Annotated in this window: 24 protein-coding genes and 1 riboswitch; of the genes, 10 read left to right on the forward strand and 14 right to left on the reverse strand. The window is 64.5% G+C overall.

Features of this window, described 5'->3' with window-relative positions; all coding sequences use genetic code 11:
* The first annotated feature begins 139 nt into the window (after positions 1-139).
* A complete protein-coding gene (locus OK351_RS05840; protein ID WP_265156777.1) occupies positions 140-2,059 on the forward strand; it encodes an HNH endonuclease signature motif containing protein in 1,920 nt (639 codons plus the stop codon).
* A 42-nt stretch (positions 2,060-2,101) separates the two neighbouring features.
* Here the strand turns inward: OK351_RS05840 and OK351_RS05845 are convergent, their stop codons facing one another.
* From OK351_RS05845 to OK351_RS05855, 3 genes are read right to left on the reverse strand one after another with little or no spacing between them, the layout of a single operon-like run.
* The gene (locus OK351_RS05845; RefSeq protein WP_265156779.1) at positions 2,102-2,620 is read right to left on the reverse strand and encodes a gamma carbonic anhydrase family protein; all 519 of its coding nucleotides are present in this window, start codon (positions 2,618-2,620) and stop codon (positions 2,102-2,104) included.
* Between the two features lie 59 nt (positions 2,621-2,679).
* Positions 2,680-3,525 carry a formyltetrahydrofolate deformylase gene (purU, locus tag OK351_RS05850; protein ID WP_265156781.1) on the reverse strand — a complete coding sequence of 282 codons (846 nt, stop codon included), beginning with the start codon at positions 3,523-3,525 and terminating at the stop codon, positions 2,680-2,682.
* 52 nt (positions 3,526-3,577) lie between these two features.
* Positions 3,578-4,696, reverse strand: coding sequence for an NAD(P)/FAD-dependent oxidoreductase (locus tag OK351_RS05855; protein ID WP_265156783.1), 1,119 nt, complete (start codon positions 4,694-4,696; stop codon positions 3,578-3,580).
* 95 nt (positions 4,697-4,791) lie between these two features.
* Positions 4,792-4,879: riboswitch (ZMP/ZTP riboswitch) on the forward strand.
* 55 nt (positions 4,880-4,934) lie between these two features.
* On the opposite strand from OK351_RS05855, the gene OK351_RS05860 reads away from it, so the two are divergent.
* Entirely contained in the window at positions 4,935-5,804 is an 870-nt protein-coding gene (locus OK351_RS05860) for a bifunctional methylenetetrahydrofolate dehydrogenase/methenyltetrahydrofolate cyclohydrolase (protein WP_265156785.1), read from the forward strand.
* A 90-nt stretch (positions 5,805-5,894) separates the two neighbouring features.
* Here OK351_RS05860 and OK351_RS05865 read toward each other — a convergent pair whose 3' ends face one another.
* The 4 genes from OK351_RS05865 to OK351_RS05880 form a co-directional block, all read right to left on the reverse strand.
* Positions 5,895-7,289 carry an MFS transporter gene (locus tag OK351_RS05865; RefSeq protein WP_265156787.1) on the reverse strand — a complete coding sequence of 465 codons (1,395 nt, stop codon included), beginning with the start codon at positions 7,287-7,289 and terminating at the stop codon, positions 5,895-5,897.
* 145 nt (positions 7,290-7,434) lie between these two features.
* Complete coding sequence (locus tag OK351_RS05870; RefSeq protein WP_265156789.1) at positions 7,435-8,667, reverse strand: NAD(P)/FAD-dependent oxidoreductase; 1,233 nt, start codon at positions 8,665-8,667, stop codon at positions 7,435-7,437.
* Between the two features lie 2 nt (positions 8,668-8,669).
* Positions 8,670-8,993 (reverse strand): 2Fe-2S iron-sulfur cluster-binding protein, encoded by a 324-nt coding sequence (locus OK351_RS05875; protein ID WP_265156791.1) that lies wholly within the window; start codon positions 8,991-8,993, stop codon positions 8,670-8,672.
* Between the two features lie 73 nt (positions 8,994-9,066).
* Positions 9,067-10,341 (reverse strand): cytochrome P450, encoded by a 1,275-nt coding sequence (locus OK351_RS05880; RefSeq protein WP_265156793.1) that lies wholly within the window; start codon positions 10,339-10,341, stop codon positions 9,067-9,069.
* A gap of 111 nt (positions 10,342-10,452) precedes the next feature.
* Between OK351_RS05880 and OK351_RS05885 the strand changes: the two genes are divergently transcribed.
* Positions 10,453-11,376 (forward strand): LysR substrate-binding domain-containing protein, encoded by a 924-nt coding sequence (locus OK351_RS05885; RefSeq protein WP_265156795.1) that lies wholly within the window; start codon positions 10,453-10,455, stop codon positions 11,374-11,376.
* A 79-nt stretch (positions 11,377-11,455) separates the two neighbouring features.
* Here the strand turns inward: OK351_RS05885 and OK351_RS05890 are convergent, their stop codons facing one another.
* Positions 11,456-12,856, reverse strand: a complete 1,401-nt coding sequence (locus OK351_RS05890) for an MFS transporter (RefSeq protein ID WP_265156797.1) — start codon at positions 12,854-12,856, stop codon at positions 11,456-11,458.
* 129 nt (positions 12,857-12,985) lie between these two features.
* Between OK351_RS05890 and OK351_RS05895 the strand changes: the two genes are divergently transcribed.
* Positions 12,986-13,936 carry a LysR family transcriptional regulator gene (locus OK351_RS05895; protein ID WP_265156799.1) on the forward strand — a complete coding sequence of 317 codons (951 nt, stop codon included), beginning with the start codon at positions 12,986-12,988 and terminating at the stop codon, positions 13,934-13,936.
* Between the two features lie 158 nt (positions 13,937-14,094).
* Entirely contained in the window at positions 14,095-14,430 is a 336-nt protein-coding gene (locus OK351_RS05900) for a VOC family protein (protein ID WP_306349469.1), read from the forward strand.
* On the opposite strand, the gene OK351_RS05905 is transcribed toward OK351_RS05900, so the two are convergent.
* Together OK351_RS05905 and OK351_RS05910 are read right to left on the reverse strand one after the other, a co-directional pair.
* Positions 14,431-15,075, reverse strand: a complete 645-nt coding sequence (locus OK351_RS05905; protein WP_265156803.1) for a response regulator — start codon at positions 15,073-15,075, stop codon at positions 14,431-14,433.
* A complete protein-coding gene (locus OK351_RS05910; RefSeq protein WP_265156805.1) occupies positions 15,072-16,376 on the reverse strand; it encodes a sensor histidine kinase in 1,305 nt (434 codons plus the stop codon). Before OK351_RS05910 ends, OK351_RS05905 begins: the two co-directional genes overlap by 4 nt.
* Positions 16,377-16,485: 109 nt before the next feature.
* On the opposite strand from OK351_RS05910, the gene OK351_RS05915 reads away from it, so the two are divergent.
* The 5 genes from OK351_RS05915 to OK351_RS05935 all read left to right on the forward strand — a co-directional run bounded on the left by OK351_RS05915 (position 16,486) and on the right by OK351_RS05935 (position 20,417).
* Positions 16,486-17,313, forward strand: a complete 828-nt coding sequence (locus OK351_RS05915; RefSeq protein ID WP_265156807.1) for a GAP family protein — start codon at positions 16,486-16,488, stop codon at positions 17,311-17,313.
* Between the two features lie 126 nt (positions 17,314-17,439).
* The gene (locus OK351_RS05920) at positions 17,440-17,943 is read left to right on the forward strand and encodes a hypothetical protein (RefSeq protein WP_265156809.1); all 504 of its coding nucleotides are present in this window, start codon (positions 17,440-17,442) and stop codon (positions 17,941-17,943) included.
* A 65-nt stretch (positions 17,944-18,008) separates the two neighbouring features.
* Positions 18,009-18,848, forward strand: a complete 840-nt coding sequence (locus OK351_RS05925) for an exodeoxyribonuclease III (protein ID WP_265156811.1) — start codon at positions 18,009-18,011, stop codon at positions 18,846-18,848.
* Positions 18,849-18,864: 16 nt separating this feature from the next.
* On the forward strand, positions 18,865-19,881 hold the full coding sequence (gene trpS, locus OK351_RS05930) for a tryptophan--tRNA ligase (RefSeq protein ID WP_265156813.1): 1,017 nt from the start codon (positions 18,865-18,867) through the stop codon (positions 19,879-19,881).
* A 2-nt stretch (positions 19,882-19,883) separates the two neighbouring features.
* The gene (locus tag OK351_RS05935) at positions 19,884-20,417 is read left to right on the forward strand and encodes a 2'-5' RNA ligase family protein (protein ID WP_265156815.1); all 534 of its coding nucleotides are present in this window, start codon (positions 19,884-19,886) and stop codon (positions 20,415-20,417) included.
* A 164-nt stretch (positions 20,418-20,581) separates the two neighbouring features.
* On the opposite strand, the gene OK351_RS05940 is transcribed toward OK351_RS05935, so the two are convergent.
* The 4 genes from OK351_RS05940 to sdhA form a co-directional block, all read right to left on the reverse strand.
* Positions 20,582-22,045, reverse strand: a complete 1,464-nt coding sequence (locus tag OK351_RS05940) for a catalase (protein ID WP_265156817.1) — start codon at positions 22,043-22,045, stop codon at positions 20,582-20,584.
* Between the two features lie 42 nt (positions 22,046-22,087).
* Positions 22,088-22,528: a Fur family transcriptional regulator gene (locus tag OK351_RS05945; protein WP_265156819.1), complete on the reverse strand. Its 441-nt coding sequence runs from the start codon at positions 22,526-22,528 to the stop codon at positions 22,088-22,090.
* A 156-nt stretch (positions 22,529-22,684) separates the two neighbouring features.
* Positions 22,685-23,467 carry a succinate dehydrogenase iron-sulfur subunit gene (locus OK351_RS05950; protein WP_265156821.1) on the reverse strand — a complete coding sequence of 261 codons (783 nt, stop codon included), beginning with the start codon at positions 23,465-23,467 and terminating at the stop codon, positions 22,685-22,687.
* The gene (sdhA, locus tag OK351_RS05955) at positions 23,467-25,254 is read right to left on the reverse strand and encodes a succinate dehydrogenase flavoprotein subunit (protein WP_265156823.1); all 1,788 of its coding nucleotides are present in this window, start codon (positions 25,252-25,254) and stop codon (positions 23,467-23,469) included. Before sdhA ends, OK351_RS05950 begins: the two co-directional genes overlap by 1 nt.
* Positions 25,255-25,269 lie beyond the last annotated feature (15 nt).

Here is a 25,269-nt window from a genome sequence, read left to right on the forward strand (position 1 = left end):
CCTGTTGACCTCGGGGTATTTGATCCAGGCGCGGATTCCCACCCCTTCGGACGACGGGATCTCCGGACACCCGGGCAGGTTATCCACAAATCTGCGGTGTTCTGCCCGGTTTCTTGACCTGCAGGGCGAAGATGGGTCCATGACAACTGACAGCACTACGCAGGCGCTGGCTCAGCTGGCCCAGGCGGCCGTGCTGGTCGAAAACGCCACGGCCGCCCTCGGGCAGGCCGAACCGGATCCCGGACATGCCGCCTACTTCGCCTGGCTGGTTGAACAGGTCGGCCAACAGCTCACCCGCGCGCAAATCCACGCTGCCGACGCCTTGCGCCGCACCGGCGCCCACCAACTCGACGAACCCTCGTACCAGGCGATCGCCGACGCCGGGCTCCGTCCCACCGACGCGGATCTGGAACTCACCCGCGGGCAACGCACCGCTGGCCGCAGCTACTACAAGGACACCGCCGGCATGCTCAAGGAGTGGCTGAACCTCGGCATCGGTGCGGCCAAGGCGCGAGTGCTCCAGGCAGAGGCCCTGATCGCCGAGGTCGGTGAGGCCGGTGAACGGCTGGCTCCCCGCTATCCGCAACTCGGACAGGAATTCCAGCGTGCCGAAACCGAGCCGCGGCTGGTCCTCGGGGCGGCGACCCAGTTGCGCAAGGCCGAACCCGTGCTGCTCCAGGCGCCCGACTCGCAGCAGGCCCGCTCCGAACTGGAAGCCGACGCCATCGCGCTGATCCGCCACGAGCCCTCCACGGCGCGCAAACACCTGGCCGGCGTGATCGAACAGGCGCTAGGGGAGGACCGCCCGCTGGAAGCCATGCTTTCCGAGGTAGGCCTGTTCCGCAGCGGCATGCGCCGTGGCCTGGTGCACTACCGGCTGAGCATGCTCCCGCAGGATGCCGAACTCATTGAGTCGATGTGCGCCCAGATCGACAATCCGGCAACCATTGCCGGGAACCGCGAGGAGCTCATGCGTTTGGTCTTCGAGCAGTATATGGCCCATGGGCAGGGCGCCGGTGCCGATGATCCGGCGCAACCGCGACCACAACCCGAATGGGGCGAGGCGGAGGCCATGCCGCAGTGGGCCCAGCCGGAGGACCCCACCCCGGACACCGAAGGCCAGCGCCCCACCGCCACGCCCACGCCGCTGGATCCGCCGGCTCCGGCAGCTGGGCCAGGGCAGGACCGGGACGCCACGAAGGGCACCGAAGACCACGCCTCCACCGAACAAGCCACCGAACAACAAGCCACCGGTTCGCCGCACCCCCGCAGCACCGCCACGCCGGTTGCCGGAGCCACCCTGGACGGTACCGGGAAAACGATTCCGGACCCGGAGCAGGACCCGGCAAGTGATGCGCCAGCGAGCGAACCCGTTTCGAACTGCCCGACCACGATCGCCGAAGACCTGATCAACGACGGAATGCCCGTCGAACTCTCATTGCCCTTCGAGGAATTGAGGCCCGAATTCCGTCACCTGATCGCACTGATCGGTATCATGCGAGCCGGCGGGAAGTCCGACGGTAAGCAGGCCGGTTTGGTCCAGCCCCAAATCACCGTGGTCCTGGACTACTTCAAGATGATGACACTGGGAAAGAACTTCGCAGTGACCGAAAGCGGCTTGCCCTTGGCTGCCGGGGCCGCGCGCACCATGATGTGCAATGCGGGAATCATGCCGGTGATTTTCGGCGGGAACAGCAAGATCCTTGACATCGCCCAGGAAAGCCGGTTCTTCCCGAAGTACATGCGCAAGGCGCTACAAGCGAAATACCGGGGATGCGCCTATCCGGGGTGCACCATGCCCGCTTCACGGTGCGAAGTGGACCACATCAAGCCCTGGGAAGAGGGCGGAGCCACCAGCGTTGACAACGGATGCCTGTTTTGCCCGATGCACCACCATGCCCGGCACTGTGGACTGTTCACGGTGATCGCCAATGAAGGCGGACCGCCGATGGTGCTGTTGCCCAAGAACCTGGACCCGCATCAACGTCCGCGGCTGAACACCTACTGGTACAGTCCGAGCGAGGCGATCAGGATCGCCCGTGAGGCCACCGCGGCCTGAAGAACCGGGCAGGGCAGGCCAAGGCACCCTGCCCGGGCCGACCTAGGCGTTGGCTGCGAGGTGCTTGGCTGCCAGTTTCAGGTACGTGGCGGCGTTCTCCGACAGCCCGGCCACTTCCTCTTCGCTCAATTCACGGCGTACCTTCGCCGGAACGCCAGCCACCAGCGAACGCGGTGGCACCTGCGTGCCTTCCAGGACCAGTGCGCCGGCCGCGACCAGGGACTGCTCGCCGATGACCGCACCATTCATGATGGTGGCGCTCATGCCAACCAGGCAGCCATCGCCCACGGTGGCTCCGTGGACCACGGCCGAGTGCCCCACTGAGACGTGGTCACCCAGCGTGCACGGGAAACCGGCATCGGCATGGAGCACCACATTATCCTGCAGATTGGTCCCCGACCCGACGCGGATGGGCGCCGAATCCCCTCGCACCGACACCCCGTAGAACGCGCTGGCGCGTTCACCGAGTTCAACATCGCCGCTCAGGGTTGCGGTCGGGGCGACGAATACGTCCTGGGCCACCGTTGGGGTGACACCGTCAATGGTAATTATGTGAGCCATGGCACCTAGCCTAGTTCAGTGGTTGTGGCCTGGCGATTCGCCGGCGGCTACATGACATGTCAGGAAAAGACGATGGTGCGTTGCCCATCGAGCATGACCCGGTGCTCGGCATGCCACTGCACCGCGCGGGTCAGGGTGCGTCCCTCGACGCTGCGGCCCAGGGCGACCAGCTGGTCCGCGGTACGCGCATGTGACACCTGGGTCACCTCCTGGTCGATGATCGGGCCTTCGTCCAGGTCCGCGGTCACGTAGTGCGCGGTGGCGCCAATCAGTTTCACACCACGTGAATGCGCCTGGTGGTACGGCTTCGCGCCCTTGAACGAAGGAAGGAAGGAATGGTGGATGTTGATGATCCGCCCGGCCATCCGCTCACACAACGAATCGGAAAGGATCTGCATGTAGCGGGCCAGGACCACCAGCTCGATGTCGTAGTGCTCCACCAGACCCAGCAGTTCCGCTTCGGCTTGGCTTTTGTTCCGGGCAGTGACTGGCAAATGGACGAAGTCCACACCGTAGAACTCGGCCATCGGCTTCAAATCCAGGTGGTTGGAGACGATGACCGGGACATCGATGGCCAGTGTTCCTGCACGTTGCGCAAAGAGCAGGTCGTTCAGCGCATGGCCGGCCTTGGAACACATGATCATGGTGCGGGTGCGGCGGCTGGCCTCGTAGACCGCAAGGTCCATGGTGAAATCATCGCGGATCGGCGCCAGCTGGGCGCGGACCTGCTCCAGGGACTGCTCCGTGGCGACCTCGATGCGCATGAAAAAGGTGTGAGAATCGGGGCTTTCATACTGCTGCGACTCGGTGATGTTGCAACCAGCGCCCAGCAATCCCCCGGAAATCGCATGGACAATACCCGGACGGTCGACGCAGGACAGCGAGATGATGAAATGGTTGCTCATGCTCTCCAAATTACTGCTACCGGAGCGATTGTGCCGAATTTGCCCAAGAAGATCACACCCCGACGGCCACGGCAGACTTAATGTTGGCAAAATCCACTGGGAGAGATTTCAAGTAGTTGGTTGCGGCAACCGCCGCGCGACGACCGGCCCGGGTTGCGCCGATGGTCGATGCCGAGGCCCCGTAACCGACCAGGTACAAGCCCGGCAGGTCGTGGGCGCTAACCGCGTCGGGGTCGATGCGGATGCCTCCGGCGCGGGTGCGCAATTTCAGCGGGGCCAGATGCCTCAGGGCATGGCGGAACCCGGTTGCCCACACAATGGCTCCAAGCTCTTCGTTGCTGCCGTCGGCGAAAACCACGCCGTCCTTGGTCAAATACGCGATGGGGCCGCGCGAGACCAGGGCGCCCGAGTTGATGCCCGCCTGCATCCGCGGGGTCAGGGCCAGCCCGGTATTGGCCACCACCGGGCGCGGCGGCCTGCCGGCCAGGGTATCCTCGGTGACCCGCCGTTCGACTTCCATGCCCCAGTCCTTCGCGGATCCGAAATCACGCCACCGCGGCTCGCCACGCGTGGACCAGAGGGTGTCGATCCCATGCTCGCGCAACTGCATGATGAACTGGGTCGCGCTGGCGCCGCCGCCGACAACCAGTACCCGTCGGCCAGTGAACTGCTCCACACCGGTGTAGTCGCGGGTATGTACCTGCAGCCCGGAAAAGTCGGTCATACCTCGGTAATGTGGCCGGAACGGATTGTTCCAGGTGCCGGTGGCGTTGATGACCGTGGACGAGCTCAAGCGCTCGCCGGAACCCAGTGTGAGGTGGAAAAGCCCGTCGTCGTGCCGGACGTCCACGACGGCCCCGGGCCGGTGAACCGGCAAGCCCATCAGCGTCTCGTAGGTTCCGTAGTACCTGCTCACGACCGCGGAAGCGGGCTCGGTTGGATCCGGTTCCCCCAGCTCAAGGCCCGGCAGCGGGTGCAGGTGGTGAGTTGTCCCAAAGGTCAGTGAATCCCAGCGGTGCCGCCATGCGCCTCCGGGGCCATCGTTGGCATCGAGGATGACATGGTCATCCCAGGGGGCCAGGCCCTTGCGGGCAAGGTGATAACCGGCGGCGAGGCCGGCCTGCCCGGCGCCAATGACTATTGTTTGGTATCGACTGCGGAGGTGTTCCACGGAATCCCCTTGGTTGACGTGTCAACATTTCTGCAGTTGTAACGCTCACAGTCCGTGTATCATTCCCTGCAGATTCGATAAACTCATTGCAGACCTGTAAATATCGTGACTGGCGTTGGGTGGATTACCACCGGGGAGCGAAAACAACCTTTTGACTGCAGACCGCGCGCCTGGGTTTGTACACACCACATCGTGATCGTCCACCGCCGGTGGCAGCGACCGCGTACGAAAGGAACCCATGACGGCCCAGATTCTCGACGGCAAGGCGACGGCAGCCCGTATCAAGCAGGAACTCACCGAACGAGTCGCAGCACTCAAGTCCCGTGGTATCACCCCGGGACTGGGAACCATCCTGGTGGGCAACGACCCGGGTTCGGCCTGGTACGTCGGTGGAAAGCACAAGGACTGCGCCGAGGTGGGAATCGAATCCATCCGCGTGGACCTGCCGGAGCAGACCACGCAGGAGCAGCTGCTGGCCAAGGTCAAGGAACTGAACGAGTCCGCCTCCTGCACCGGGTACATCGTCCAGTTGCCGCTGCCCAAGCACATCGACCAGGATGCCGTCCTCGAGGCCATGGACCCGGCCAAGGATGCCGACGGGCTGCACCCGATGAACCTGGGTCGACTGGTCGCCAACGTCAACAAGCCGATGACCAGTCCGCTGCCGTGCACTCCCGTGGGATGCGTCGAACTGCTGGCCCGCCACGACATTGACCTGCAGGGCAAGCACGTGCTGGTCATCGGACGCGGAGTGACCATCGGCCGCCCGGTCGGACTGCTGCTGACCCGCCGTTCGATCAATGCCACGGTCACCCTGGCGCATACGGGCACCACCAACCTGGATGAGCTGCTGGGCCAGGCCGATGTGGTCATCGCCGCCGCGGGTGTGGCGCACATGGTCAAGGCCGATGCCATCAAGCCCGGTGCCATCCTCCTGGACGTCGGGGTGTCCCGCGTGGACGGCAAGGTCACCGGCGACATCGATCCTGCGGCTGCGGACATCGCCTCCTGGATCTCGCCCAACCCCGGCGGCGTGGGCCCGATGACCCGTGCGATGCTGCTGGCCAATGTCGTCGAATCCGCCGAACGCCAGGCCGATTCGAACTAGCCAGGGTCCGTGCCGCCACAGGCGCGACGAGAACGGCCGGTGTCGCCTCCGCAGCTAAGGGATGCGTCACCGGCCGTTGCGCACCGCGGGCTACAGGCCCGCCTCCGCCCTGGCGGAGACCGGGGTGCGGTGATCGAAGATGGTCGCACCGACCTCCTGTTCGGCCTGGTTCTCGACCGAGAGATCGATACCGCTGCGGTCGCGCAGGACGCAGACCGCTGCCAGCGAGATCGCCGTCAGTCCCATCAGGTACAGTGCCACCGCAGTTGTCCCGCCGGTTGCCTGGACCAGGGCGGTGGCAATCATCGGGGCGAACGCCCCACCCAGGATCGCACCCAACGCGTAGGAAATGGAGACCCCGGAGAAGCGCACGGAGGCCGGGAACATCTCCGAGTAGAGCGCGGCCTGCGGTCCGTAGGAGAACCCCAAGCCGACCGCGAACAGCGCGAAGGCCAGGTAGAGCAAGGGCAGGTTGGCCGCGTTGACCATCCAGAACAGCGGGAAGATGCACAGCAACTGCGACACGAAGCCGATCTGGTAGGTGCGTTTGCGTCCGATGGCATCGGCAACCCGCCCCGAAAGCATGGTGAAGGCGAACCACATGATCGCGCCGAAGGACACCGCCAGCAGTACCTGGGTGCGGGTGAAGCCCACCGGTCCCTCCGGGTCGGTCATGTAGGCCTGCAGGAAGCCGCCGGTGGTCATGTAGCCTGCGGCATTGTTCCCGGCAAAGACCAGGGCGGCGAGAAGCACCAATAGCCAGTGCTTCTTGAACAGCACCACTACCGGGACCTTGGTCTGGGCCTTCTTGCGGGCGATCTCCTCGAAAACCGGGGACTCGTCGACGGCACGGCGGATGAAGTAGCCGACCACGATCAGCACGACGCTGACCAGGAACGGTACCCGCCAGCCCCAGGCCAGGAACGCCTCGCCGGGGGAGATCACCCCGGTCATCAGCGCCATCATGCCCGAGGCCAGCAACATGCCCAAAGGTACGCCCAGCTGCGGATAGGCACCGGCCCGGGCCCGCCGGTGCGCCGGCGCGTGTTCGACGGCCATGAGCACCGCCCCGCCCCATTCCCCTCCGGCCGAAATGCCCTGCAGTATGCGCAGCAGCAGTAACATGATCGGCGCCAGCACTCCGGCGCTTTCGTAGGTCGGCAACACGCCGATCAGGGTGGTGGAGACTCCTATCAAGGTCAGGGTCAGCACCAGGATGGCCCTTCGTCCGATCCTGTCGCCGAAGTGCCCGGCCAGGAATGCGCCCAGCGGACGGAACAGGAAGGAAATCCCCACCGAGGCAAAGGCCAGCAAGAGGCCGATCTGCGCACCGGCCGGTTCGAAGAACAGGTGCGCGAAGACCAGCCCCGCGGCAGTGGCGTAGATGAAGAAGTCATACCATTCGATGGTGGTGCCGATAACTGTCGCATAAGCGACACGGCGTTGGCTGGCGGCCGGTTTAACCGGCGTTGGGGAAGTGCCCATGGGCTGTCCTCGGGTGGGATGTGCGGATGGTTGCGGTTTCCAGATGTGCGCGCCGGTTGGCCTCGGGCGCCCCCAAGGGGTCATCCGGTGCCAGCCGGCGATGTAGGGAAATGGCCCTGTGGTGAGGCGATGCTGCCGGGAGCGGCTAGGCCACCGGCGCCATCGGTGCGGAGAGTTCCTTCAGCGAGGTGATTCCCTCAAGTCGATCGGCGGTAATCCGCTGCCCGCCGGACAAAAGCTTGCGGGCGGCGATATGGTCCGCGGGCCGGTTGACGGACTCGACCGCGACCAGAACCCCCTCGCGCAGCAGGGCGATCGAGAACCTGCCACTGGATAGGTCACCCAGGACCACCGGCTCATCACCCGGGGCGGCCAACCCGGCGATCTGCAGGCGGATGCTTCCCTGGGTGCTCCAGAACCATGGCAACATCCGGTACGGTTGGGGCTGCCCGGTCAGGATGCGGGCCAACGTGCGGGCCTGGTCGGTGGCGTTCTGCACCGACTCCAGACGGATGCTTGAACCGCAGTGGACGCTCGGGAAGTTCGCGCAATCGCCCAGGGCGTAGATCCCTTCCAGTCCGGTGCGCAGCTGTTCGTCGACGGTAATCCCGTTGTCCACCGGCACGCCTGCGGCTTCGGCGAGCTCCGCATTCGGGAGCACACCGACTCCGTAGACCACCAGATCGGCCAGGTAGCTGTTTCCGGTGCTGGAAAGCACCTGCAGACCCCCGGAATGTTCGGCGATTTCTGCGACGCCTTCCTCCAGCCTCAGCTGGATCCCGGCAGCCAGGTGGGCCTTGGTGAACCAACCGGACAACGGAGCGGATACCGCCCGGCCCATCGGCCGCGGAGCGAATTCCAGCACGGTGACCTCTATTCCGCGTGCCCGGGCAGCGGCGGCGAATTCCAGGCCAATGAACCCGGCGCCGATGACCACCACCCGGCGGGCTCCAGGCAATGCGGCATGCAGTGCATGCGCATCGGCGGCATCACGCAGACCATGCACCCCCTCCAGATCGCCACCCGGGCAGGGGAGCGGGCGGTTGCGGGCACCAGTGGCGAAGACCAGCTTGTCATAGCCCAGTTGGCGACCGTCATGCAAGTGCACGATGCGTGCCCGCGGATCCACCATTTCGACGCGGGTGGCGCGGATCAGGTCGATATCCTGCTGTTCGTAGAACGATTCCGCACGCAGCGGCAGCAGCTCCGGTGCCGCGCCTTCGGCCATGAAGTCCTTGGACAACGGCGGACGCTGGTAGGGCAGTTCGGTGTCCTGGCTGATCAGGGTCAGCTTCCCTGCGAAGCCCTCGCTGCGCAGGGAATCGGCCAACTGGACGGCGCTCTGACCGCCGCCGATGATCAGAATATGCTCACCCATGGCTACACCTGGTCGCTGGGGATGCTCACGCGCAACCGCTGGACCGGTCCTCCCAGTTTCACCTGGCAACCCAGGCGGCTGAATTCGGTGCGTTCGGCGGTGGTGCAGTCCAGCATCTCGTCCTCGTCGTCCTCTACCGGCGAAAGGGAGGCGGCATCCTGCGGGTCGACGTAGACGTGGCAGGTGGCGCACATCGCCTGGCCGCCGCATTCACCCACGATTCCGGCGATACCTTCGTTAACCGCCGCACGCATCACGTTGCCGCCGTCGGCAACCTCGACTTCGGTGCTGGTTCCATCGGGCTGGGAGTAGATAATGGTAGGCATTTCGCTTCCTTACGCTGAGGTTGGTCAGATGCTTCCGGCCTGCCGGGCCGGAATGGTGGGGACGATACGGGGGCTAGTGGTTCCAAAGCACCGGCATGCGGGTCATGCCGCGGAACACCCAGCCCTCGTCGACGCTCGGTGTTTCCGGGTCCAGCCGCAGCCCGGGCAGTTGCCCGAAAACCTGCGGCAGGGCGATCTGGGCGACCTGCGCGCGGGCGATCCAGGTTCCAGCGCAGAAATGCACGCCGCCGCCAAAGGCCAGATGGGGTTTCTTCGGCCGGAAGATGTTGAACGATTCGGGATCCTCGAAGACCTGTGGGTCGCGGTTGGCCGCACCAACTACCACGCCCAGGCGCGCACCGGCCGGCAGACGGATTCCTTCAAGGACCAGGTCCCGGGTGGTTTCCCGGGGGTACATGCCGATCGGGGCGACCCAGCGCACCGATTCCTCGAATGCCTTGGCGTACAGGGCCGGATCGGTTTTCACCGCAGCCAGCTGCTCCGGGTGGGTCAGTAGCGCCCAGACGGTGGTCGATAGGACATCGCGCGGTTCATTGAGCCCGCCGCCGATGGTCATCTTCAGGTTCGCGCGAATGGCCTCCAACGGGATGGGGAACGAGGCCAGGTTGGACAGTAGCGAGTGGTCCGGGTTCTTGGCCAGGTAGACCAGCATTTCGTCGATGGCGGTATCCACTTCGTCCGAGGAAGCCGCGGCCTTGGCCCACACCTGGGGATCGTCGGCATAGTTCCCGGTCCCGTCAATCAGCGTCTGGCTCCAGCGTTGCATGTCCTGGTGCGTCGCATTGTGGAATCCGCAGATCAGACGCAGGTTTTCCCCGGTGTACGGGGCCGCGTAGTCCCAGACGAAGTCGGCGCCCGGCCCCTTGGCTTTCAACTCTTCCAGGTACTTGGTGTTGTTCGCCTCGAAGATCGCGTTCCAGTGCTTCTTGATGGTGCCCGGGCGCAGGGTAGCCCCGTAGGAATCGCGGTCGATCTGGTGTTCCGGGTTATCCTTGCGCAGCATCGAGTGGCCCATGGCCCGTTTCATGAGTGATTCGCGTTCATTTGCGGAGAAGCGGGCTTCGTCCTGTTCGATTTCGTGGGCCGCGGCGTAGGAGGTCACCATGTAGCGGTTGACCGCTGGCACCCAGTGCACGGGTGCTTCGGCGCGCAGTCGCTGGTAGATCGGGAAGGGATTGCGGCGCAGGTCCTCGATGCGTACCCAGTCGGCTACGGGGGCTTCGCGACCGTCGGTATCAGTGGAAGCGGCAGGAGTCGAGGCCTTGGCATCCAGCGGTGCCGCGGTGGTTCCGGTGAATGGGCAGGTAGCCGGTGGGATGGTGCTCATGGATGCTCTCCAATGGTGAAGCGGATCGGTCTTGCTTCAAGTGTGAGTCACACCATAACCTCGGGTAAAGTGGTTATATTCGATGAGTATCAACGGTTTTAGCGAGGAATAGTGGCCCGGTTTACCCTGCGTCAGCTTGAATGCCTGGCCATGGTCGGCCAGCACGGCTCCATAGCGGCCGCAGCCACCGCGTTACGGCTCTCACCCTCGGCCGTTACCGGGGCGCTGAATGAACTGGAAAGGATCCTGGGGGTCCAGCTGACCATCCGGCGTAAGGCCCACGGTGTGAGCCTGACCCCGTCGGGGCGCTATGTGGTCTCCGAGGCCAGGAACCTGTTGCAGTCAGCGGCCGACCTGGAAATCATGGCCGGCGAAGGTGGGAAGGTAGTTCGCGGGCAAGTCACCATCGGCTGCTATTCCCCGCTGGCCCCGACGGTTCTCACCGAACTGCTTGATGAGTTCGGAACGCGGTTTCCCCAGGTGGACATCGACTTCAGGGCCGATACACAGCAGAATATCCATCAGTTGCTGCAGGCCGGTGAGCTGGACCTGGCCATTGTCTACGACTTCGGGCTGCCTGACGGGACCGAACGTACGTTGCTCGCTGCCACCGAACCCACCGTGGCGTTACCGGCCGACCACCGGCTGGCTAGCAACCGGAGCGTGGCGCTGGCCGAACTGGTAGCCGAGCCCATGATTCTGCTGGATGTGCCGCCCAGTCGCGAGCACACCGAATCGCTGTTTACCGCAGCCGGGCTGGTGCCGTGGATCCGCTTCCGCACGACGGACTTCGAGGTAACCCGTTCGATGATCGCCCGGGGGATGGGTTATGCCATTCTGGTCCAGCGCCCCGCCGCAAACCTGTCGTATGAGGGGCGGGAACTGGTCACCAGGCCTATCCATCCGGTGGCACGCAAGGTGCGCATCATGCTGGTGCGTGGTGCGGCGGTCAAGCTCTCACGGGCAGCGCAGGTCATGCATGACCTGGCCGTGGAACTGCACCCGGAAGCCGAGCATCCGGGCGGATGGCAATAGGCGAGCCGGGGAAAACCCCGGCAGGCATGCAATGGGGGGGCCGGTGCCATGCACCGGCCCCCCATTGCATCGCAAAAGGCTACTTCTCGGAACTCGCCCCGGTCGTGGCGTCCACGGCACGTCGCTTGTCGAAGATGAGCGCCCCGACTTCCTGCTCGGCCTGGTTGGTGAAGGACAGGTCGATGTCCTTGCGGTCGCGGATCAGGCTCACTGCGGTCAGCGAGATCAACGCGACAACCAGCAGGTAGATCGCCACGGCATTGGTTCCTCCGGTGGCCTGCACTAGGGCGGTGGCGATCATCGGTGCGAAGGCGCCTCCGACGATCGCGCCGATGGCGTAGGAGATCGACACACCCGAGAACCGCACCGAGGCCGGAAAGAGTTCCGAATACAGGGCCGCCTGCGGGCCATAGGTCAGCCCGAGGCCGACGGCGAAGATGATGAATGCCAGATACAGCATGACCAGCGAGCCGCTGTTCACCAGGGCGAAAACCGGGAAGAAGGAAAGGATCAGGATCACGAAACCCAGCTGGTAGGTGCGTACGCGGCCGATCTTGTCTGCCAGCGCTCCCGAGACCAGGGTCATGGCAAGCCACATGGCGGCGCCGGCGGCCACGGCCAGCAGTACGTCGGTGCGTTCCAGACCGATCGGGCCCTCCGGGTCGGTGGTGTAGGCCTGGAAGAAGCCTCCGGTGGTCATGTAACCGGCGGCATTGTTGCCGGCAAAGACCAATGCGGCAATGACCACCAGCGGCCAGTGCTTCTTGAACAGCTCGACGATGGGAACCTTGGTCTGCGCATTGTGTTCGGCGATCTCCTCGAAGACCGGGGATTCGTCCACCGCCTTGCGCACGTAGTAACCGATGATGATCAGTACGAAGCTGACCAGGAACGGTATGCGCCATCCCCATTCCAGGAACGCCTCGCCCGGGGAAATCACCCCGGTCATCAACGCCATCATGCCCGAGGCCAATAGCATGCCCAGCGGGACACCGATCTGCGGGTTCGCCCCGGCACGTCCACGATGGCCTTCCGGTGCGTGCTCCACGGCCATCAGGACCGCGCCGCCCCATTCGCCGCCGGCCGAGATGCCTTGCAGGATGCGCAGCAACAGCAACAGAACGGGTGCGATCATGCCAGCGGTCTCGTAGGTGGGCAGCACGCCGATCAGTACCGTCGCCGCACCCATGAGTGACAGGGTGAGCACCAGCATGGCCCTTCGGCCGATCTTGTCCCCGTAGTGACCGGCCAGGAATGCTCCCAGCGGTCGGAACAGGAAGGAGATGCCGACCGAGGCGAAGGAGATCAGCAGCCCCAGCTGGCTACCGGCCGGTTCGAAAAAGAGCTGGCTGAAGACCAGGCCCGCGGCCGTGGCATAGATGAAGAAGTCGTACCACTCGACCGTGGTGCCGATGATGGTGGCAAAGGCGACCCGTCGCTGGTTGGTGCGATTTTCTTGGTGGGAGGCTGAAAGGCTCATGATGCTCCTCGATGGGCGACGCCCATGGTGCTGTACGTCGCGTGAGTTGTTCCTCACCCAAGTGTGACACCACGCATAGGTAAGGTAAACTTCAAATATCTGCACAACATTTGAAGCGGAGCTTATGTGATGGCCGGTTTCTCCTTGCGGCACTTGGAAATCATGGCGGTGCTACCGCAACATGACACCCTGGGATCAGCTGCCAGCCAGCTTCGCATTTCCGAATCCGCGCTTTCCCAGGCCCTGACGGCCATCGAACGCATTGCCGGTGAACCGCTGTGCCTCAGGCGCAAGGCACACGGCCTGTCGATGACCGCGTCTGGACTGCATTTTTCCTCCCTGGCCCGCAAGATCATGGCCGACGTGGACGACCTCCAGGCCACTTTCCCATACCGATTGGGCACCTTGCGCGGACCGGTGCGCTTCGGTTGTTTCGCCTCGTTGTCCCCGCACCTGGTGCCGGCACTGATGGAAAGTTTCCCTCCGTTGCACCCCGAACTTGATGTCTCGGTCACGGTGGGAACACACGACGAGTTGCTGCCCGCTCTGCGCACCGGGGACCTGGACGCCGCCTTCGTCTACGACCTGTCGTTGCCCGACGACATTGCCAAACAGGAGATCTACCAGACGCAGATGCAGGTGGTGCTGCATCCGGAGCACCCCTTGGCACGGTTGGATCGGCCGCTGAGGCTGACGGACCTGGTGGACGAGCCCCTGATCCGCTACGAATCGGATCCCAGTACCCACCACCAGATGCAACTGTTCGCCTCCCAGGGGATGACCCCGAGGATCGCGGCCTCGGTGCCCCAGATGATCCTGGTCAGCGCCATGGTGGGCCGTGGCCTGGGCTACGGCTTGTTGATGCGTCGCCCGAATAATGCCGAGTTTTCACTCGAAGGCCGTCCCCTGGTGTTCCGTGACCTGCAGGCGCCGAATTACCCGAATGCGGTGGTGGCGATCAGCCCGCGCGAGAGCAAGATCCCGGCCCGTGTCCAGGCGCTGATTGACCACTGCAGGAAGATTGCGCAGGAGGGCTGGCGGCAGGACACCGGCGCTGAAGGGGCGCTGCCAGCGGGCTGAGCCCGGTGGCCGGTGCGGTCCGGCGTGGCCGTGTTCCGAAGGAGTTCGCCGCTACCCTATCGCCGGAGGCGACCGGTCGGCATAATGGGAAGCACCCGAAGCACAACCTCGAATTTTCATGCCGGAGGGGCGAGAAAATGATTGGCACATGGCAAGCAATGGTCATTGACTGCGAGGACCCCGATCAGCTGGCCCGGTTCTACGAACAGCTGCTGGGGATGGTGCGGATCGACAACGATCCCGACTGGGTGAGCATCGGTGATGCCGCCGACCGGCCGGCCCTTGCGTTCCAGGCGGTGAGCCCGTACGTCGCACCCGAGTGGCCGGGCCACCTGCATCCGCAACAAGCCCATATCGACGTGCGGGTCAAGGACCTGGACCTGGCCGAAAACCAGGTGCTCGCCCTCGGGGCTCGGGCCACCGGTGAAGGGACCAAGACCTTCAGGGTGTACCTGGATCCGCAAGATCACCCGTTCTGTCTGGTCTGCTGGTAGTCACCCCCAGCGTTCGAAAGCCACCCGGGCCGCCTGGACACGCGAGGTGACCTGGAGCTTCATCATGAGCCGGGAGACATGGGTTTTCACGGTGGTTTCACCGATCAGCAGCTGTCCGGCGATTTGCGGGTTGCTCAGCCCCCGACCGAGAAGCCGGAGTACCTCCAGCTCACGTTCGGTCAGCAGCCGGTCCAGATCGGCACCGATGGATGGGGGCACGACGGTGGTGGTCATCGCCCGGTGCATCACGCGTGCGGTGACCTCCGGGGCCAGGGTGGAGCGTCCGGCGGCGGCATCGTGCACCGCGGTGATGATTTGGGCCGGGGTGGCGCTTTTGAGCAGGAACCCGTACGCCCCGGCCTGCAGGGCACCGAAGAGGTAATCGTCGTCGTCGAAAGTGGTCAGCACCAGTACCCGGCCCAACTGCGCGGAGGTGATCTGCCCGGTGGCCGCCACCCCGTCCAGTACCGGCATGCGCAGATCCATCAGCACCACGTCACTGCGGTGCGCCCGGGCCAGTTCGACGGCGGCCCGTCCGTTGCCGGCCTCCCCGACGATCTCGATGCCCGCGTCGGCCTCCAACACCATGCGGATGCCCAGCCGCACGGTGTCGTGGTCGTCGACGATCAGTACCCGTACGCTCATGCTTCTCCTGTGTTTCTCGGTACCATCTGCGGTGCGCCCTGCTGCGCCGGTGCGATCTGCCGGGGCACCGCGGGATGATCGGGAGGTGCCAGCGGAAAACGCACGGCCACCACGAACCCGTCCGCCGTGGCCGTACTGTGCATGCTTCCACCCAGGGCCTCGGCCCGCGCCCTGATATTACCCAGCCCGGTACCGGCCCCGTGCAACCTGCTGCCGTGATCCGGGGCCACGGGGTTGCCGGCGCGGATCGCCACATCCTGCCCGTGGAGTCCGACCCGTAACCGCAGCGGCTGCTCCGGCGCGTGCTTGGCGTGGTTGACCAGCAGTTCATTCAGGGTGCGGTAGATCGCGGTGCCAAGGCGCGGGTCGGTTAACCGGCGCGGACCCAGATCGCAGGAGAAGTCGATCCTGCTGCCGCCGTCGCGGAAGGACGCCACCAGCGCCGGCAGCCCGTCCAGGCTGGTCACCAGCGCCGTGGAGTTTCGCGAGTGCAACATCCGCACCATCTGGGTCATTTCCTCCAGCCCGCTCAGGCTTTCGGTGCGGATGGTCTGCAACGGGCGGTGCAGGTCCGCGTGCCCAGACCCGTCGCCCGTGGCGGAACCCGGTGCGGTCCGATCCGCCAGAGCCCCGCTGAGAAGCGCGATGGAGGAGAACCTGGCGGAGAGCACATCGTGCATTTCCCGGGCCAGGGCCGTACGTTCTTCCGCCATCGATTCACGATGCCGGGCCTCCAGCAGCCGCTCCCGGTCCTGCGCCGCGCTATGCAGGGCCTCGGCCCGTTGCCGCTGGATGCGGGCCAGTTCCAGCGCGTTGCGCACATTCATCGCCCATAGCGCCGGGGTCAGCAACACGAAGCCGGCCACGAACACGGCCAGCAAGCCCTGCTGGAAACTGTCCATGGCTACCCCTGCCAGCACACCCGAGCCCAGCAGCAGCGCCGCGATCACCAGGGTAGTGAGTTGGCGGATACGCGTGGAGGCCAGCAGGAAAATGCTGAACACCGACTCGAACAGCAGCAGATACCCGCCGATGCTCCCCACGGCCAGGGCCACGACGGCGCACACCAGTTGGCCTGCCACACTGGCCCCCAGTCTGCGCCGACGCAGCAGGATGGCGCCGGCCCCGGCCAGCATCGGCACCGGCCACCATCCCCGGTAGGACTCCAGCGCCGGCACAGCCTGGTTGAGCAGACCCGAGGCATGCAGGGCCACGGCGAGCAGCAGGTAGGTCACGGCCACTTCCTGTTCCTGCTCCCCGGAAACGAAACGTCGTTTGAATTGCGCGGGCCAACTACTCATACCATCCATCATCACCCCGCCGGTAGGATGGGCACCTCCTCCGAAAGGAGGACATGAGGTGGTCTTTGGTCCGATGCGCCGACACCGCGGCCCCGGAACAGTTGGGGGTATGGACTTCATGCAACAGGCTCCGGCCATCGCCCTGGCCGTACTGGCGTTGATCGATGCGACCAGTATCGGCACCCTGATCATTCCCATCTGGTTGCTGCTGCGGCGTGACTACCGGTCGGTGGTGCCCAAGGTACTGCTCTACCTGGCGGTACTCGCCGGATTCTACTGGGTGATCGGGGTGCTGCTGCGTACCGGCTGGCAGCTGGGGGAGCTGAACGGAGCGGGCGCGCTCCTGGACGCCCCACCGGTGCGTTGGGCACAACTTCTGCTGGGGGCCGGCCTGTTGACCTGGGCGCTGACCAGACCGGGCAAGGGACAAGCGGACGCCGGAGCGGCCCGGGACGGTGCCCCCAGGCATTCGCCTGATGCCGACCGATCGCCGGATTCGACACGGTACGGTGCGCACCCGGCCGCCACGACTCAGGGAACCACGCTGGTGCTTCCGGCCCGGTTGGGCAGGCGGTTGCACGCTGCCCTGGACTCCACACTCGGAGTGGTGGTGCTGGCATTGCTGGCGGGCCTGATGGAACTGCCGACCATGCTGCCCTACCTCGGGGCGCTGGGATTGATGGAGTCCCTGGGGTGGCACCATATGGTGCAGATGGCGGTGCTGGTCGGCTACTGCGCGCTGATGACCCTGCCCGCGCTGCTATTGGTGCTGCTGCGGTTAACCGCCGGTGCCCGGGTGGACCGGTGGCTGCAGAGGGTCGGCGCCAAGGCCGGTGCCTTCGCCGCCGAATCCCTGGCCTGGGTGGCCGGTTTTGCCGGATTCCTGCTGATCCGCTCGGCATCCAATGAGTTGGGGATCCTCACTTTCCTGGGCTGATCCGCTCCCGGCCGCGAACACCCGGCGCCGGGATCCGGGACCCGCAGGTCGGCGGCCTACACGCTGTGGGCGAATCCGGCGGCCATGAATTGGTCTGCAACCGGCGAACAATGAAAGAATAGGACCATGGATTCTTTAGGCAGTAACGTAACGGGTGCCAAGAAGCTGAGCCTGAACGCTTCAACCCTGGCCATGGGCGTGATGGTCATCGTGCTACTGGTCGCCGTGATCTTCGCAGCCAACTCGAACGAGATCGTTGGCTGGTTCGTCGTGGTCATCTCCGGTGGCTGGTTGCTGCTCTCGGCCTTCCTGGTCTTCGGCCTCAAGCGCGGGGCCGACAAGATCAACACCTCGCTACGCGAGGCCACCGCAGCGGCGGCCGGTCGCGCCCAGGGCGGTTCCTCCATCGTGGTCGACGAGGGCACCAGCCAGCGCGACCTGAAACTGGACCACTCCTTCAAGATCGTCCAGGTGCAGGCCGGGGTGATCAGGCAGGAGCTGGAGAAGGACGACGCCGACTCGCGTGCCATGATCGACCGTGCCCTGGAAACCATCACCATGACCGCCGGCAACGCCCGCGACATGATGAAGCCCTCCGGCCAGCCCCTCGACGGCGAGATCATCGACTAGTTTTGTTACCCCACAGCGCAACGTCCCATCCGGAGGTTGCGCTGTATTTTTTGTAAGGTGGAACCGTGATACCTAGCAGCCTGGAAGTCCTGAACAAAAATGCCGGCGCAGTGCGTGTGGCCTCGGTAAACGTCAACGGCATCCGTGCCGCGTACCGGCGCAATATGCCCGACTGGATCGAGGCCCGCGATGTGGACATCCTGTGCCTGCAGGAGGTGCGGGCACCGGACAAGATCGTCCGTGAACTGGTGGGCGAGGGGTGGCACATCCTGCATGCCGAGGCCAAGGACAAGGGCCGTGCCGGGGTGGCGATCCTCTCGAAGGCTGAACCGATCGCGGTGCGCCCGCACATCGGCGACGAGTACTTCGCAGACTCCGGACGATGGGTGGAAGCCGACTTCACCATGGCCGACGGGTCCACCCTGTGCGTGGTCTCCTGCTACGTGCACTCCGGTGAACTGGGCACTGCGAAGCAGGAGGACAAGTACCGTTTCCTGCAGCGGATGACCGACCACCTGCCGGTGCTCAAGGAGCAGAAGGACCACGTGCTGGTGGTGGGCGATTTGAACGTCGTGCATACCGAGAAGGACATCAAGAACTGGAAGCCGAACCACAACAAGCGGGCCGGCGTGATGGACGAGGAAATCGCCTACTTCGACGGTTTCTTCGGTGAACTGGGCTACAAGGACGTGGCCCGCGAGCTCGCCGGGGACGAACAGGGCCCCTACACCTGGTGGTCCTGGCGCGGCCAGGCGTTCGTCAACAACGCCGGTTGGCGTATCGACTACCACATGGCCACCCCCGCACTCTCGGCCAAGGCCATCAAGTCCCATGTGGACCGTGCCAGCGAGTACGCGTTGCGCTTCTCCGACCATGCCCCGCTGGTTGTCGACTACCAGTTCTAGCTCCCAAGGAATCTCCATGACCAAACCCCGCGTCCTTTCCGGAATGCAGCCTTCGGGCGACTCCCTGCACCTGGGCAACTACCTCGGTGCCCTGGTGAACTGGGTGAAGACCCAGGACGAGTTCGACTCGTTCTTCTTCATTCCGGACATGCATGCCATCACCGTGCCCCAGGACCCCGCGGAGCTGCAGGCCCGCACCCGAAAGACCGCTGCCCAGTTCATCGCCAGCGGCATCGACCTGGACAAGTCCACGCTCTTTGTCCAATCCCAGGTCCCGGAGCACTCCCAGCTGGCCTGGGTGTTCAACTGCATCACCGGTTTCGGCGAGGCCAGCCGGATGACCCAGTTCAAGGACAAGTCCGCCAAGGGCGGTGCCGAGAACTCCAGTGTCGGGCTGTTCACCTACCCCGTGCTGATGGCCGCTGACATCCTGCTGTACCAGCCCCATGGCGTTCCGGTGGGCGATGACCAGCGCCAGCATGTGGAACTGACCCGTACCCTGGCCCAGCGTTTCAACCACCGTTTCGGCCAGACCTTCGTGGTTCCCGAGGCGCAGATCCCCACCGAGGGGGCGCGGATCTACGACCTGCAGAAGCCGACCTCGAAAATGTCCAAGTCCGCCGAATCGCCCGCCGGGCTGATCAACGTGCTCGACGAACCGAAGCTGATCGCCAAGCGCATCAAGTCCGCGGTCACCGATGACGGCACCGTGATCGCCTACGACAAGGAAAACAAGCCGGGGGTCTCTAACCTGCTGGACATCCTGGCCGCGGTGACCGACCGGCATGTACCGGAACTGGTCGCCGAGTTCGAGGGCAGGATGTACGGGCACCTGAAGGTGGCCGTGGCCGAGGCCGTGGTGGAGCGGCTGGGTCCGATCCGCGAACGCACCCTGGAACTGCTGGACGATCCGGCCGAACTGGATCGGCTGCTGCAGGTCGGCGCCGCCAAGGCCCGTGAGGTGGCCTCGCGGACCGTCTCCGACGTCTACGAGAAGGTCGGACTGCTGCCGCCGTTGGGCAGACTCGGCTAACCGTGACCGCTTTCCCGCACCGCATCATCGACCCCCGGTATACGCTGGGGGTCGTGATTCCGGTGCCCGAACCGCAACGGGCCCAACTGCACCAGTGGCGGGTGCGTCATGGAAGCCCGGACAGCCACCAGGTGGCACCGCACATCACCCTGGTAACCGGATCGCATCGGGGCACCTGGCAGCAGGCGGCAGCTCATGTGGCGCAGGTTCTCCGCCAGGTTCCGGCGTTCGATGTGCACCTCGGTGGCGCCTGCAGTTTCCGCCCCGCCAGCCAGGTGGTGTACCTGCCGCTGGAGTCCGGGGCCCGGCAATGCCATCGCATACACGCCAGCCTGCTGGACGGTCCGCTGCACCACGACTCGCAGTTCGCCTACCATCCGCACCTGACAATCACGCAGAATGTCCCGGACAGGCAGCTGGATGAGGCACTGGCGGAGCTGGGGCAGGTGCAGATGGGCTTTCCGGTGACGACGGTGCAATTATTCGATATGCGTCGCGGGCAGTGGAACCTGACCGAGCAATTCGATCTGGCCTAGGCCACGATCCGGCCCTTCGCGGCTGGGGGCGGCCCACCGCTGACCCCCGTTGAACCCCGCGCAACAAAAAAGTGTGGTCCCGTGCGCAATGCACGGGACCACACTCTTATCGCCTGGAGCCAACCGGCGGCCGCGAGGCTACCGGCCAGGGGCGCGTCGCGGGACTACTTCCCGCGGACGTTGGCCTCGATCTGGGCACCGGTGTCGGCATCCACGTTCTTCCAGTACTCGATGGCGTTGGACAGCACCGGCTCAATGACCCCGTCCAGGGCGCCGGTCACGGTCTCGACGAACTGGGCGCGCTGGGCGTCGTCGAAGACCTCGCGGACCAGGATGCCTGGCTGGATGAAGTCGTTGTCCTCGGCATGCAGCGTGGCGGCCGAACGGACCAGCTCCCCATCGGATTCGAAGGAGTTGTCGACCGGTCCGGTCTCATCGCTCCAGGAGTCGCCGAAGGAGTTCGGTGCGTAGTAGCTACGGGCACCGGTGGACTCGTACCACATGTTGCCCTCGAAGCTGTAGGTGTGTACCGGCACCTTCGGCTTGTTGACCGGCAACTGCTGGAAGTTGGTGCCGATGCGGTAGCGCTGGGCGTCGGCGTAGGCGAAGTTGCGGCCCAGCAGCATTTTGTCCGGGCTCATGCCCATGCCGGGCACCATGTTCATCGGCGAGAATGCGGCCTGTTCGATCTCGGCGAAGAAGTTCTCCGGGTTGCGGTTCAGGGTCAGCGTACCGACCTTGATGCGCGGGTAGTCCTTCTTCGACCAGGTCTTGGTCAGATCGAACGGGTTCCAGCGGTAGGTCTTGGCCTCTTCATACGGCATGACCTGGATGTACAGGTCCCACTGCGGGAAGTTGCCTTCCTTGATGGCGTTGAACAGGTCTCGACGGTGGTGCTCGGCATCCGCACCGGCCAGGGCCTCGGCCTCGGCGCCCGAGATGGTCTCGAACTTGTCGGACTGCTTGTTCAGGAAGTGGTACTTCACCCAGAACTTCTCGCCGGCTTCGTTGACCCACATGTAGGTGTGCGAACCGTAGCCGTTCATCTCGCGCCAGGTCTTCGGCAGACCGCGGTTGCCCATGATGTAGGTGACCTGGTGGGCGGACTCGGGGTTCTGGGTCCAGAAGTCCCACTGCATGGTGGCATCGCGCAGGCCGGAATCCGGCAGGCGCTTCTGCGAGCGGATGAAGTGCGGGAACTTCATCGGATCACGCAGGAAGAACACCGGGGTGTTGTTGCCGACCAGGTCGAAGTTGCCCTCGGAAGTGTAGAACTTCAGCGCGAAACCACGCACGTCACGCCAGGTATCGGGGGAGCCGAGCTCACCGGCAACCGTGGAGAAGCGCAACAGGGTCTCGGTCTTGACACCCTTCTGGAACAGTGCGGCCTTGGTGTACTGCGAGACATCCTCGGTGGTCTCGAACTCGCCGAAGGCACCCGAACCCTTGGCGTGCGGGCGACGCTCCGGAACGTTCATGCGGTTGAAGTGCTGCAGGGTTTCGACCAGGTGGTGGTCGTGCAGGACGATGGGGCCGTCCTGGCCTACGGTCAGCGAGTTGCGGTCGCTGACGGCTGGAATACCAGCCTGGGTGGTCGAACCTGTCTGGGGACCATTGTTGGCAGCCATGTGCTCTCCTTTATGTGTGGATCGGGCTTGGTCAGGGAAGGGTTAGTCCAGGGAGCCTGCGCACGAGGCGCAGAGTCCGTGATAGAGGACTTCTGCCACGGTGATTTTCATCCCGCGGACGATGGTGGGGTCGAGGCACGCCGGTTGTGTATGCGGTAACGCGACATCCTCGACAAGTCCGCACTGCGTGCAGACCGCATGGTGGTGGTCCGTGATCCGGGTTTCATAGCGCGCCCCGGTGTGCGGGACATCCAGCCGACGCAGTAATCCGGATTCGGCCAGGTCATTGACTACGGTGTGAACGGTGCCCAGGGCGATGCCGGGTAGCGCGAGCCGGGCGTGGCGATGCAGTTCATCCGCCGTGGAATGCGGGTGGCTGGTCGCGCATTCCAGGATGGCCAGGCGTTGTTTGGTGACACGACGGCCCGCAACGCGCAGGGGCTGTGACCAGCGGGCGCGTGCGTCGTATTCCGTGTGTTCCATACCTCCATCATGCCACAAACTTGAGTTATTCAAAATAAGGCAAGGCTAATTCCGGGTGGACGGGGCAGCGCAAGGAGCGCAGCCGGGGGAGCGGATCATTAAACGCCCGCGGGGCCCGAATCCGTGATGGATTCGGGCCCCGCGATCCCCGCGTGACTAGACGGTGCGGGAGAGGATAGCCTGCTTGACCTCGGCGATGGCCTTGGTCACCTGGATGCCACGAGGGCACGCTTCGGTGCAGTTGAAGGTGGTGCGGCAGCGCCACACGCCTTCCTTGTCGTTGAGGATCTCCAAACGCATGTCGCCGGCATCATCACGGGAATCGAAAATGAAGCGGTGGGCGTTGACGATCGCGGCTGGACCGAAGTACTGTCCATCGGTCCAGAACACCGGGCAGGAGCTGGTGCACGCGGCGCACAGGATGCACTTGGTGGTGTCGTCGAAACGCTCGCGGTCCTCGACGGACTGGTAGCGTTCCTTGCTCGGCTCATGGCCCTTGTTGATCAGGAACGGCATGATCTCGCGGTAGGACTGGAAGAACGGTTCCATGTCCACAATCAGGTCCTTCTCCAGCGGCAGACCCTTGATCGCCTCAACGGTGATCGGCTTGGAGGTGTCCAGGTCCTTGAGCAGGGTCTTGCAGGCCAGACGGTTGCGGCCGTTGATGCGCATGGCATCGGAGCCGCAAATGCCGTGGGCGCAGGAGCGACGGAAGGACAGCGAGCCGTCATGATCCCACTTGACCTTGTGCAGGGCATCGAGCACGCGGTCGGTCCCGTACATGGTCAGCTTGAAGTCTTCCCAGTAGGCTTCGGCGTTGCTTTCCGGCAGGTAGCGACGTACCCGCAAGGTGATGTTAAAGGTTGGGATCTCGCCGCCGCCGCCGACACCGGGCTTCAGCTCGATCTTAGATGCTGGTTCTGGCAGTTCGCTGCTCATTAGTACTTACGCTCCATCGGCTGGTAACGGGTGAAGACCACGGGCTTGGTTTCCATGCGGATGCCCTTGATGTCCTCGGTGACGGCCTCGGCATCGCGGTACGACATCGAGTGCTTCATGAAATTCTCGTCGTCGCGGTCCGGGAAGTCCTCGCGGTAGTGGCCACCGCGCGATTCCTTGCGGTGCAGGGCCGCCACGGTCATGACCTCGGCCAGATCCAGCAGGAAGCCCAGCTCGATGGCTTCCAGCAGGTCCAGGTTGAAGCGCTTGCCCTTGTCCTGGATGCCGATGTTCTTGTAGCGCACTCGCAGCTGCTCGATGACGTCGCGTGCTTCCTTCAGCGAGCGCTCGTCACGGAACACCTGGACATTGGCGTCCATGGTCTCCTGCAGGGTCGCACGCAGCTCGGCAACGCGTTCGGTGCCGTTGGAGTTCAGCAGGGCATCGATCTGCTCGGTGACGAAGTTATCGCCTTCCTCCGGCAACGCCACGTAATCCGCGGTCTTGGAGTATTCCGCTGCGGCCACACCGGCACGCTTGCCGAACACGTTGATGTCCAGCAGCGAGTTGGTGCCCAAGCGGTTCGAGCCGTGGACCGACACGCAGGCGACCTCGCCGGCGGCAAACAAGCCCGGGATGACGGTGTCGTTGTCCTGCAGGACCTCGGTCGAGATATTGGTCGGGATGCCGCCCATGGCGTAGTGGGCGGTGGGGTACACGGGCACCGGATCGGTGAACGGTTCCACACCCAGGTAGGTGCGGGCGAACTCGGTGATATCCGGTAGCTTGGATTCGATGTGCTCCGGTTCCAGGTGGGTCAGGTCCAGCAGCACGTAGTCCTTGTTCGGACCGCAGCCGCGGCCTTCACGTACCTCATTGGCCATGGCACGGGCCACGATGTCACGTGGTGCCAGGTCCTTGATGGTCGGTGCGTAGCGCTCCATGAAACGCTCGCCATCGGAATTACGCAGGATGGCGCCTTCACCGCGGGCGCCTTCGGTGAGCAAGATGCCCAGCCCGGCCAGGCCGGTGGGGTGGAACTGGAAGAATTCCATATCCTCCAGCGGCAGGCCGCGGCGGAAGGCGATACCCATGCCGTCACCGGTGAGGGTGTGGGCGTTCGAGGTGGTCTTGAAGACCTTGCCGGCGCCGCCCGAGGCGAAGACCACCGACTTGGCCTGGAATACGTGCAGTTCGCCGGTGGCCAGGTCATAGGAGACCACGCCGGCCACACGCTTCTGCTTGTAGGCGGTGCCGTCCTCGCGGAAGGCATCCTCCTCGACCAGCAGCAGGTCCAGTACGTAGTACTCGTTGTAGAACTCGACGTTGTGCTTCACGCAGTTTTGGTACAGGGTCTGCAGGATCATGTGACCGGTTCGGTCCGCTGCGTAGCAGGCGCGACGCACGGCGGCCTTGCCGTGGTCACGGGTGTGGCCGCCGAAGCGGCGCTGGTCGATCTTGCCATCCGGGGTGCGGTTGAACGGCAACCCCATCTTTTCCAGGTCCAGTACCGCGTCAATGGCCTCCTTGGCCATGACCTCGGCCGCGTCCTGGTCAACCAGGTAGTCGCCACCCTTGATGGTGTCAAAGGTGTGCCATTCCCAGTTGTCTTCCTCGACGTTGGCCAGGGCCGCGCACATGCCACCCTGCGCCGCACCGGTGTGCGAGCGGGTCGGGTACAGCTTGGTCAGCACGGCGGTACGGGCGCGCTGCCCGGATTCGATCGCGGCACGCATCCCGGCGCCGCCAGCACCGACGATGACGACGTCGTACTTATGTACCTGCATTCTTAATGCTCTCTT

Source organism: Glutamicibacter sp. MNS18 (assembly GCF_026107515.2).
Taxonomy (GTDB): Bacteria; Actinomycetota; Actinomycetes; order Actinomycetales; family Micrococcaceae; genus Glutamicibacter.